This window comes from Inquilinus sp. (genome assembly GCF_057815775.1).
The window spans coordinates 1-11,008 of record NZ_JBYRFX010000303.1; the positions used below are offsets into that span (position 1 = coordinate 1).

Genomic DNA, 11,008 nt, shown 5'->3' on the forward strand with positions numbered 1-11,008 from the left:
CGGCCGAGCCGGACCCGACCCGGCCGCTGACCCCGTCGCGGCCGGAGATGGAACCGGCAGCCCGGTCGCCATTGGACGGCAACGACGAAGGCCGGTTCCGTCGCGGCGCCCTGATCCACGCCCTGCTGCAGGCGCTGCCCGATTTGCCGCCGGAGGCGCGGGAGGCAGCGGCCCGGCGCTACCTGGCCCGGCCGTATCATGGCCGTGACGCGGCCGAGCAGGCGGAGATCGCGGCCACCACCCTGGCGGTGCTGGACCAGCCCGGATTCGCCGCCCTGTTCGGGCCAGGCAGCCGGGCCGAGGTGCCGGTGGTCGGCCTGGTCGAGGGCCGCGCCCTGTCCGGCCAGATCGACCGGCTGGTGGTCACGCCCGAGTCGGTGCTGGTGGTCGACTACAAGACCAACCGGCCGCCGCCGGCCAGCGTCGATTCGGTGCCGCGCGCCTATCTCGCGCAGATGGCGGCCTATCGCGCCGCGCTGCGCCTGGTTTATCCAGGCCGGCAGGTGCGTTGCGCCCTGCTGTGGACCGAGGGGCCCCGGCTGATGGAGCTTACGCCTGCAGCGCTGGACCGGCATGCCCCCGGCGCATCGGCTTGACCTTGTTCCGTTCTCCTTCCTACCCTATCTCGACATGGTGAGGTGGCGTCCCCGCCCCTAAGGTAAGGAAATCTCATGAGCACGAAGCCCGTCTCGGATACCAGCTTCGAAACCGACGTCCTGAAAGCCTCGGGTCCCGTTCTGGTGGACTACTGGGCGGAATGGTGCGGTCCCTGCAAGATGATCGGACCGGCTCTGGAAGAGATTTCCAACGAGCTCGGCCAGAAGATCAGCATCGTGAAGCTGAACATCGACGACAATCCGCTGACCCCGGCGAAGTACGGCGTGCGCGGCATTCCGACCCTGATGCTGTTCAAGGACGGTCAGGTCGCGGCCACCAAGATCGGCGCCCTGCCGAAGGGTGCGTTGTCCGCCTGGGTCGAGAACAACCTCTGATCCCGTCGAACCTTCGCTGATCGCCTCAAGGCCCCGCTCCGGCGGGGCTTTGTTTTTGGGGCCGTTGCCTGCCTATCCCGCGGCGATCGCCGCGGGCCGCGGGCCGCCGGTGGCCCAGTCGAGCAGCTCCACCGTGTGCACCACCGGCAGAGCGGTGCCGAGGCCGATCTGGGTCATGCAGCCGATGTTGCCGGCGGCGACGATCGCGGCACCGGTGCTTTCCACCGCCCGCACCTTGCGCGCCCGCAGCTCGTCCGCGATCTCCGGCTGCAGCAGATTGTAGGTGCCGGCCGAACCGCAGCAGAGATGCCCGTCCGGCACCTCGCGCACGGCGAAGCCCGCGGCGGCCAGCAGGCGGCGCGGCGGCGCCGCGATGCGCTGGCCGTGCTGCATCGAGCAGGCGGAGTGATAGGCCACGGCCTGGCCGGTCGCCACCACCGGCGGATTCAGCCCGACCTCGTCCATCAGTTCGGTGACATCGCGCGCCAGGGCCGAGACCCCGGCCGCCCGGTCCGCCCACACCGGATCGGTGCGGAACATGTGGCCGTAATCCTTGACCGTGGTGCCGCAGCCCGAGGTATTGATGACGATGGCGTCGAGGCCGTTCGCCTCCGCCTCCCGGCTCCAGGCCTCGATATTGGCGCGGGCCGAGGCGCGGGCCGCATCCTCGCGCCCCATATGGTGGGTCAGCGACCCGCAGCAGCCGGCGCCACGCGCCACCACCACCTCGATGCCGTGGCGGGTCAGCAGCCGGATCGTCGCCTCGTTCAGCCCGGGGTCGAGCACGGTCTGGGCACAGCCGGACAGCAGCGCCACCCGCCGCCGGCGCGGCCCTTCCGCGGCGAAGACCTGCGGCCGGTCGACCGAGCTGGGCGGCGGCAGCCGGCGCGGCGCCAGGGCCAGCATGGCGCGCAGCCGCCGGGACAGCAGCGGCGCCGCCGGCCGGCCCAGGATCGCGCCGAGCAGCGCCAAGCGGAACAGCCGCGGCCGCGGCAGCACCGTGGCCAGCAAGGCTCGCAGGGCGCGATCACGCCACGGCCGGCGATAGGTCTGTTCCACCACCGCGCGGCCATGATCGACCAGATGCATGTAATGCACGCCGGACGGGCAGGTGGTCATGCAGGCGAGGCAGGACAGGCAGCGGTCGAGATGCTTGGCGACGGTGGCCGGCGCCGGCCCGCCCTCCTCCAGCATCGACTTGATCTGGTAGATGCGCCCGCGCGGGCTGTCGAGCTCGTCGCCCAGCACCTGATAGGTCGGGCAGGTGGCCAGGCAGAAGCCGCAATGCACGCAGCTGCGCAGAATCTTTTCCGATTCCGCCGTATCCGGATCGGCCAGCTGCACCAGCGAGAAATGAGTCTGCACCCGAACCCTCCCGTCACTGCCGCGACACTAGCCCGCCGCAGTGACAAGAGGGAACCCGCCGGATGTCAGACCGAGCTGCTGCGGCCGGCGATGACGCGATAGATGATCAGGATCACGATCGCCCCGACCACCGACAAGGCGAATTGGCCGAACCCGCTGGCCGGCACGATCCCGAACTGGCGGCCGAGCCAGCCGCCGACGAAAGCACCAGCGATGCCCAGCAGGATGGTGATGATGAAACCGCCGGGATCCCGGCCCGGCATCAGGAACTTCGCGACCAGGCCGACCACGAAACCGATGATCAGCATCCATAGGAATTCCATAGAACCTCCCCCGAGCGAGACACGCGTCTGGTGGTAACGCGCGAGCCCGGCCGAAGTTTCCGATTTGGTTTCAGGCCGTCATCCGGCCCGGCGAAAGAATTCCTTTGGGGTCGAAGGATTCGCGCACACGGCGCTCCAGCGCGGCCAGTCCAGGCGGTTGCGGCTCGAACACCGGCAGGGCGGCGCGCAACCCGGCCGAGGCCCGCACCAGCGTCGCATGGCCGCCGCCGGATGCCGCCACGGCCGCCCGGATCGCGGCCCCGCCGGCATCGCCGTCCGACGTGGTGGCGATCCAGACCAGACCGCCGCCCCAGTCGAAATAATGCGGCCCGCCAGCCGCCGCCGCGACCTGCGGCCCGGCCGTCGGCGCCACCGAGACCCGCCACACCGCACGCCCATCCGAATCAACGGCGTCATCGGCGAAGGGTGTTACGTCGCGAATCCGGCGCCACAGGTCCTGCGATTCCTCGGCGTCGAGGAGGGAGAGCGGTCCCGCATCGCCGAGCAGGGCCGACAGCGACGCCACCCGGCTGTCGACCGAGGGGCCGAAGCCGTCGATGCGGATCAGGGCACGGCCCGCATCGCCCAGGATCCCGGCCGGCAGGTGCGCCGCGCCCGAGACCTCATACGGGCTGGTCAGGGCCCGGGTCAGCACGGCGACGCCTGATGTGTCGTCTGGCACCGCGACCACCAGCGTGCGCACGGTTTCCGCCGCCGGCAGCACCTTGATGGTGATCCGGGTCATCGCTGCGAGGGTGCCGAAGGCGCCGGTCAGCAGCTTCGGCAGGTCGTAGCCGGTGACGTTCTTGACCACCCGGCCGCCGGAGCGGAAGGCCTGGCCGCGGCCGGACACCGCCTCGATCCCCAGCACATGGTCGCGCGCGGCGCCGGCCTTGATCCGGCGCGGCCCGGAGAGGTTGCAGCCGATGGCGCCGCCCAGCGTTCCTGCTCCGGCCGGCCCGCCATAGAGCGGCCCGAGATCGGCCGGTTCGAAGGCCAGGGCCTGGCCGCGCGCGGCCAAGGCCGCCTCGATCTCCGCCATCGGCGTGCCCGGCAGGGCGGTCAGCACCAGCTCCTCCGGCTCGTAGATCTCGATCCCGGCGAGGCCGGAGAGATCGAGCGCATGCGCCGCCTGCACCGGCCGGCCGAAGCCGCGCTTGGTGCCGCGCCCGATCAGTTCCAGCGGCGTCTCCTCCGCCACCGCCCAGCGGATCGCCTCCAGCACCTGGTCCTCGCTGGCGGGCTTCAGGGTCTCGGTCATGGGTGGCACCAGGGAGAGCGGCATTTCACTTTGCTGTCATTGCCGGGCTTGACCCGGCAATCCAGGAGATGTCGACAGCCTCTGGATGCCCGGATCAAGTCCGGGCATGACAGGAAAGGAGTCAACGAGTCGGGACTCATCGTCAGAACCGCGGCAGGTCGGGGAAGCGAGTTTCACCGCGGTGGATGTGCACCCGGCCCAGCTCGGCGCAGCGATGCAGGGTCGGGAACACCTTTCCGGGGTTGAGCAGCCCGTCGGGATCGAAGGCGCATTTCAGCCGTTGCTGCTGCGCCAGGTCTTCCGGCCCGAACTGCACCTCCATCAGATCGCGCTTCTCGACCCCGACGCCGTGCTCGCCGGTCAGCACGCCGCCGACCTCGACGCAGAGCCGCAGGATGTCGGAGCCGAATTCCTCGGCCCGCTCCAGCTCGCCCGGCACATTGGCGTCGTACAGGATCAGCGGGTGCAAATTGCCATCGCCGGCATGGAACACGTTGGCGACGCGCAGATCGTGGCGGCGCGACATCTCCTGCATCCGGGCCAGCACCTCCGGCAGGCGCTTCCGCGGGATGGTGCCGTCCATGCAGTAATAATCGGGGCTGATCCGGCCGACCGCCGGGAAGGCGGCCTTGCGCCCGGCCCAGAAGCGCAGGCGCTCCTCCTCGCTGCGGCTGACGACGCAGGAGGACGCGCCGCAATCGCGGCCGATCGCTTCGACCCGTTCGATCAGATGGTCGACCTCGGCCTCCGGCCCGCCGAGCTCGCAGATCAGCAGCGCCTCCACATCGAGGGGATAGCCGGCATGGACGAAAGCTTCCGCCGCGTGGATCGCCGGCTTGTCCATCATCTCCAGCCCGCCCGGGATGATGCCGGCGCCGATGATGCGGGCGACGCAGTCGCCGCCCGCCTCCGACGACGGAAAGCCCATCAGCACCGCGCGCTGGGTCGCCGGGCGGCGCAGCAGCCGCACCGTCACCTCGGTGACGACGCCGAGCAGCCCTTCCGAGCCGGTCAGGACGCCCATCAGATCGTAGCCCGGCGAATCGAGATTCTTGCCGCCCAGCCGCAGGATGGTGCCGTCGATCAGCACGATCTCCAGCCCCAGCACATTGTTGGTGGTCAGGCCGTATTTCAGGCAGTGCACGCCGCCGGAATTCTCCGCCACATTGCCGCCGATCGAGCAGGCGATCTGGCTGGACGGGTCGGGCGCGTAATAGAAGCCGGCATGGGCGACGGCATTGGTGATGCCGAGATTGGTCACCCCCGGCTGCACCCGGGCGCAGCGGTTGTCGAGGTCGACTTCCAGCACCTTGTTGAACTTGGCCAAGCCGAGCAGCACGCCGTCCTCGAGCGGCAGGGCGCCGCCGGACAGCGAGGTGCCGGATCCCCGCGGCACCACCTTCACCCCCATCTTCTGGCAGGTGCGCAGCACGGCCGAGACCTGTTCGGTGGTCGAGGGCAGCACCACCACGAGCGGCAGGGTGCGATAGGCGGTCAGCCCGTCGGATTCATAGGCGCGGCGTTCGCTTTCCGACGTGATCACGCCTTCGCCCGGCACGATGGCGCGCAACGCGGTGGCGATCTCCTCGCGCCGCGCCAGGATGGCGGCATCGGGGACGGGCATCTTCATCGGCGGGACCTCCTGTCACGACGATAGGAAGGCGGCACCGATCCGGCAAGCGACGTGGACTTGGCCCCGGACGAGCAACAGCAAAAGGCCGCGTCCGGAGACGCGGCCTTCAGCACATTCCAACAAGGACCAGCTGGCTGCGAGAGCCGGCCGGTGTCAGCCCTGGCGCGCCTTGAAGCGCGGGTTTTCCTTGTTGATGACGTAGACACGGCCCTTGCGGCGAACGACGCGGCAAGCGCGGTGGCGGGTCTTCAGGGTCTTCAGCGAGTTCGCGACTTTCATTTCTTCAATCCCATGCGGCAGCGCCGGCGCCGCCGGGAGCGCAAGCTCGCGGGCCGGAATTCGAGGCGCGGAACATAGTGTCCGGCCTCCCCGCTGTCAACCATGTGCGAAACCCCACAGCGCGGTGCGGCGAATGGGCAAAAGGAGCGCGAACACGCTGGTGATTGCCATATTTTTCCCAGCATACTCGCGGCCTGTTCTGTCGTCGAACCGGCACCCACCTGAGGGGAGGCACCATGCGTTCGTGGAAATTTGTGGCCATCACCGCCGCTGACAATGGCGGCGGTGCCGCCGTCGCCTGGGCCGCCACGCCCGAGGAGGTGGTGAAGCAGCGCGAAGCGGCGATGGACACCTATGGCGACCAGGCCAAGATCCTGACCGCCTTCCTGCGCGACGGCAAAGGCTCGATCGACGACGTCAAGGCGGCCGCCGCCAAGATGCAGGACGTCGCCTCGACTCTACCGTCGCTGTTCCCGGAAGGCACCGCCGTCGGTGTCGGCAAGAGCGCGGCCAAGCCGGAAATCTGGACCAACGCGGCCGATTTCCAGGCCAAGGTGAAGGGCAACCAGGACGCCATCACCGCGCTGAACACGGCCGCCCAGGCCGGCGACGCCGACAAGATCAAGGCCGCCTTCGGCACGGTCGGCCAGTCCTGTGGCGCCTGCCACGAAACCTATCGCGTGAAGAAGAGCTGACGTCGGGGGCTTCGCCCCCGCGTGATGCCGAGACAGGAACCGGGGCCGCCAGCGGCCCCGGTTTTCGTTCGACCTAGCCCAGGGCGCCGGCGATCGCCCGGAAGCCGGCCAGGACGCGGTGGTCGAGCGCGTCGTCCACCGCCAGCGGCTGCGACGACATCTTGGCGATGACCATCTCCGCCGCGCGGTCGACATAGATCCACTGGCCGTGGATGCCGATGCCGCAGACCACGTCGCGGCCCGGCCCTAGCACATACCATTGGCTGCGATAGCGCCCCTGCGGCGCCAAGTCCGCCATGTCGCCGCGGGCCCAGGCGGCGCGGTCGCCATGGTCGAGGATGTCGTCGACCCAGGCCTGCGGGATGATCTGGCGCCCGACGGCCCGGCCGTCCCGGCGCATGATTTCGCCGATGCGGGCGAGGTCGCGCAGCGTCATGCACAGGCCGCCGGCAGTGCGCGGCGCGCCCAGCCGGTCGATGGTGATGGAGCCGTCGGCCTCGGCCCCCATCGGCCGCCACAGCAGTTCCGTCATCAGCGCGGCGAAGCGGAGGCCGGAGGCGCGTTCGAGGATCCAGCCGAGCAGGTCGGAATTGGGCGAGACATAGTGGAAGGTGTCGCCATGCCGCGCGCCATCCGCCGGCAGGCCGGCGATGAAACCGTGCAGATCGCCGCCCTGCGCCACCGCGCTGGGTGGGTTCCAGCCCATCGCCACGCGATAGCGGGCGACGTCGCCGGCGGGATCGACGTAATCCTCGGTGAAGCGGATACCGACGGTCATGTCGAGCACATGGCGGACCGTGGCGCCGTCATAGGCCGACCCTGCCGCCTCCGGCACATAGGTGGTGACCAGGGCATCGGGGTCGAGCTGCCCGCGCTCCACCAGGACGCCGGCCAGGATGCCGGTGATCGATTTGCTGATCGAGAAGACGATGTGCGGGATCCGTACCGCCAGGCCATTGGCATAGTGCTCGGCCACGACGGCGCCCCGATGCAGCACCAGGAAGCCATCGGTGTCGCTTTCGGCCAGGAGCTGGCTGATCGAGCCTTCGGCGCCATCCGGCCCTGGGACCATGACACGGTCGAGGTCGAGCCCCGTGGCGCGGGGCAGGCAGGCAGCGGCATCGCCGCGCAGAACCTCGGCCACCGGCACCAGCCGGCGGACATTGCGGAATCCCCAGCGGCTATAGGGCGGCTGCCGCCAATTGGCGAGTGTCGCCTCCGGCGCCAGATCGTCCCTGGTCTCCAACTCGCTCACCATCCCCATTCCCTGCTGCTTTCCCGATGACCGGGCGCCGCCGCATTGGCTGCGGCGGGCCCAGTCTATCGCAAAAGGTCCGACATTGAAGCGGGCTTGGCCGCCGGGTGCGGTCACAACACGAAATCCGCCCCGGTCAGGGCGTGGTCGGCGATCACATTGATGATCGAATCCGGCACCTTGTCGCCATTGATGTCGATATAGACACCCTGGATGCCGTTGTGGAAATCGACGATCTGCACCTGCGCGGCATGGCCGTTAAAGCCGCCGGTGCCGAAACTGAAAGCGGTGTTGCCGTTGGCTGGATTGCCATCGGCGTCGATGGCGCTGAGGTCGATCTTGTCGCCGGTGCTGAAGTCGGTAATCACATCCTTGCCGGAGGCCGCCACCGTGCTGTCGGCGACGCTGGTGTAGACGAAGATGTCGTTGCCGGTGCCGCCCTTCAGGGTGTCCGCCCCGACACCGCCGGTGAGGATGTCGTTACCGGCGCCGCCGGACAGGGTGTTGGCCCCGGCATCGCCGGTCAGCCCATCGTTCTGGTCCGAGCCATATAGGTTCTCGACCCCAGTCAGGGTGTCGCCCTGGGCATCGCCGCCGCTGCCGGGGGCGCCGGTCAGGCTGATCGTCACCCCGGCCGTCGAGCCGGCATAGCTGGCCGTGTCGTTGCCGGCACCGCCATCCATGGCATCGGCCCCGGCGCCGCCGATGAACAGGTCGTTGCCATCGCCGCCGCTGAGCTGGTCGTTGCCGGTACCGCCGACCAGGCTGTCGTCGCCGGCTTCGCCGAAGACGATGTCGTTGCCGGTCCCGGCATCCACCGAATCGGCCCCGGCGCCACCATGGATGGTGTCGACGCCGTCGCCACCGATGAGACGGTCGTTGCCGTCGCCGCCGTCGAGATTGTCGTTACCGACCTCACCCGACAGGGAGTCGTCGCCGCCGCGACCGACCAGGATGTCGTCGCCGATCTTGCCGATCAGGATGTTGCGGCCGTCATCGCCGCTCAGCTGGTCGGCATTGCTGGAGCCATAGATGTTCTCGACGCTGGTCAGCACGTCGCCCTGGGCGTCGCCGCCTGACGCGATGTGATTCAGCAGGTCGATCGTCACCGCCGCCGAGCCCTGGTAGGTGGCGGTGTCGGAACCGTCGCCGCCGGTCAGCCGGTCGGCCCCCGCGCCGCCGATCAGCATGTCATCGCCGACCCCGCCATTGAGCTGGTCGGCCCCGGTGCCCCCGTCGAGGCTGTCATTGCCGAGGCCACCGAGCAAGGTATCGTCGCCGCCGAAGCCGCGGACGGTGTCGTTGCCGTCTCCCGACGTGACCGCGTTGCGGTCGTCGCTGCCGACGATCAGCATGTCGGACTGCACGCCGATCAGCAGCAGACGCGCCGGCAGGCCGAGCGGGCCGCCACCGCCGGGAAAGCCGAGGTCGATCTCCTCGATCCCGCGCAGGTTCTCGCCCTGCAGCACCAGCAGTGTGTCCGCCCCCGGCAGCGGCGTGAAGGCGATGACATCATAGCCGGCACCGCCGTCGATGACCTCGCCGTCGACATATTCCGCCCCGTCCATGAAGCCGATCAGGTCGTTGCCGTCGCCGCCTTCCAGGATATCCGCGCCGCCGCCGCCATAGAGAGTGTCGTCGCCGGCACCGCCCTGCAGATGGTCCGGCCCGTCGCCGCAGCCGCATCCCAGGCCCGGTTCCTCGTCGCCGGCGAGGAAGTCGTTGCCGTCGCCGCCGGTCAGGGTGTCGGCGCCCTCATGTCCGACCAGGATGTCGCTGCCGGCCAGCCCGACCAGGACGTTGTCGCCGGCATCGCCGTCGGTGGTGTCGTCGCCGGCGCTGCCGGTGGCGTTCTCGATCCCGGTCAGCGTGTCGCCTTCGGCATCGCCGCCCGTGCCGGAGCCGAGGCCGAGATCGACCGAGATCGGCTTGACGCTGGTGCTGTAATCAGCCGTGTCGATGCCGTCGCCGCCGGTCAGCACATCCGGCCCGAGGCCGCCGCGCAGCACATCGTCGCCGGTGCCGCCGTCGAGCTGATCGGCGCCGTCGCCGCCATCGACGATGTCGTTGCCGGCGCCCGCGAGAACGTAGTCGTCGGCGCCCTGGCCGCTCAGCTGGTCGTCGCCGGACAGATCGAGCACCACGAGGTTGGCGCCCGGCGGGACGACGACGGAATCGCCGAGGCCGATGATGAAATCACGATCGGCCGTGCCGCTATAAACAGTCATGAGATTCCCTCCACTGATAATGCGGGCGACACCGCCGACCGCACGGCCAAGCCGGCTGCGGCCGGTCTTCAGGGAAGGCCGGAAGGCGGAATCGCAGGTTCAAAAAATAGCGGCGCCGGCCCTAATGAAATAACCGGACACCTGTCAGAATATTGCGAATGTACCTAAAAATTATCTTTAGATAAAAATATATAAGCGATTCCCGACCGTCGGTACAGGACCTCGCGACACCACGAGGGTGGCGGATCGGCTAATTGCCCGGCAGCGGCGTCAGGCTCTTGAGATAGGTGGCGATCGCCTCGCGGTCGGCCGGCAGCAGCTTGCTGGTGTCGTTCTTGATCACATCGACCATCGCGCCGCCGGCGAAGTCGCCATCCGGCGTGCCGCCGGTTTCCAGGTAATAGGCGATGTCCTTGTCGCTCCAGTCGCCGATGCCGTGCTTCGGGTCGGGGGTGATGTTGGGGATCTTGCCGTCGCCGTCCGGCGCCTGCGGGTTGCCGGAGAACGGGCTGTACCAGTTCAGGCCGCCCAGCAGGTCGCGCGGCGTGTGGCATTCGCCGCAATGGCCGAGCACGCGGACGAGATAGGCGCCGCGATACCAGTCCGCCGACTGGCCGACCGCCACCAGCGGCGCGCCTTCGGTGAAGTTCAGCATCCGCCAGCCCGGCAGCAGCGAGCGCCAGGAGAACGGCCAGCCCAGATCATGCGGCTGGTTCTGCTGCGACACTGGCGCGACACTGCGCAGATAGGCCCAGAGGTCGTCGAGATCGCGGTCGGTGATGCCGGTGTAGGAGGTGTAGGGGAAGGCGGGATAGTAGTCGTCGCCTTCCGGCGACACGCCCTCGCGCAGGGCGCGGCGGAAATCATCCTCGCTCCACTTGCCGATACCGGTGTCCGGGTCGGGCGTGATGTTCGGGGTGTAGAAGGTGCCGAACGGCGTCTTCAGCGCCCGGCCGCCGGCCAGCACCTTGGCATCG

At 69.1% G+C, this 11,008-nt stretch carries 11 protein-coding genes; 3 read left to right on the forward strand and 8 right to left on the reverse strand.

The genetic code is table 11. The features are described from left to right. Positions 1-596, forward strand: a 596-nt coding sequence (locus AC3XYG_RS10785; protein ID WP_489139829.1) for a PD-(D/E)XK nuclease family protein, incomplete at its 5' end; no start/stop codon positions are given. A 75-nt stretch (positions 597-671) separates the two neighbouring features. Next, positions 672-992 carry a thioredoxin TrxA gene (gene trxA / locus AC3XYG_RS10790; RefSeq protein WP_489139830.1) on the forward strand — a complete coding sequence of 107 codons (321 nt, stop codon included), beginning with the start codon at positions 672-674 and terminating at the stop codon, positions 990-992. Between the two features lie 72 nt (positions 993-1,064). Here trxA and glcF read toward each other — a convergent pair whose 3' ends face one another. The 5 genes from glcF to ykgO form a co-directional block, all read right to left on the reverse strand. Then, on the reverse strand, positions 1,065-2,357 hold the full coding sequence (gene glcF, locus AC3XYG_RS10795; RefSeq protein ID WP_489139831.1) for a glycolate oxidase subunit GlcF: 1,293 nt from the start codon (positions 2,355-2,357) through the stop codon (positions 1,065-1,067). Between the two features lie 65 nt (positions 2,358-2,422). Beyond that, entirely contained in the window at positions 2,423-2,665 is a 243-nt protein-coding gene (locus AC3XYG_RS10800; protein WP_489139832.1) for a GlsB/YeaQ/YmgE family stress response membrane protein, read from the reverse strand. Between the two features lie 85 nt (positions 2,666-2,750). Continuing rightward, a complete protein-coding gene (gene glcE, locus AC3XYG_RS10805) occupies positions 2,751-3,941 on the reverse strand; it encodes a glycolate oxidase subunit GlcE (protein WP_489139833.1) in 1,191 nt (396 codons plus the stop codon). A 142-nt stretch (positions 3,942-4,083) separates the two neighbouring features. Beyond that, positions 4,084-5,571, reverse strand: a complete 1,488-nt coding sequence (locus AC3XYG_RS10810) for an FAD-linked oxidase C-terminal domain-containing protein (RefSeq protein WP_489139834.1) — start codon at positions 5,569-5,571, stop codon at positions 4,084-4,086. A 156-nt stretch (positions 5,572-5,727) separates the two neighbouring features. Beyond that, positions 5,728-5,853 carry a type B 50S ribosomal protein L36 gene (gene ykgO, locus AC3XYG_RS10815; protein WP_138893229.1) on the reverse strand — a complete coding sequence of 42 codons (126 nt, stop codon included), beginning with the start codon at positions 5,851-5,853 and terminating at the stop codon, positions 5,728-5,730. Positions 5,854-6,089: 236 nt separating this feature from the next. Between ykgO and AC3XYG_RS10820 the strand changes: the two genes are divergently transcribed. Further along, a complete protein-coding gene (locus AC3XYG_RS10820; RefSeq protein ID WP_489139835.1) occupies positions 6,090-6,548 on the forward strand; it encodes a c-type cytochrome in 459 nt (152 codons plus the stop codon). Positions 6,549-6,621: 73 nt separating this feature from the next. Here AC3XYG_RS10820 and AC3XYG_RS10825 read toward each other — a convergent pair whose 3' ends face one another. From AC3XYG_RS10825 to AC3XYG_RS10835, 3 genes are all read right to left on the reverse strand, one after another. Beyond that, positions 6,622-7,812: a serine hydrolase domain-containing protein gene (locus AC3XYG_RS10825; protein ID WP_489139836.1), complete on the reverse strand. Its 1,191-nt coding sequence runs from the start codon at positions 7,810-7,812 to the stop codon at positions 6,622-6,624. Between the two features lie 104 nt (positions 7,813-7,916). Beyond that, positions 7,917-10,031 carry a calcium-binding protein gene (locus AC3XYG_RS10830; protein ID WP_489139837.1) on the reverse strand — a complete coding sequence of 705 codons (2,115 nt, stop codon included), beginning with the start codon at positions 10,029-10,031 and terminating at the stop codon, positions 7,917-7,919. Between the two features lie 250 nt (positions 10,032-10,281). Then, the coding region (locus tag AC3XYG_RS10835; RefSeq protein ID WP_489139838.1) for a c-type cytochrome at positions 10,282-11,008 on the reverse strand (727 nt) is incomplete at its 5' end.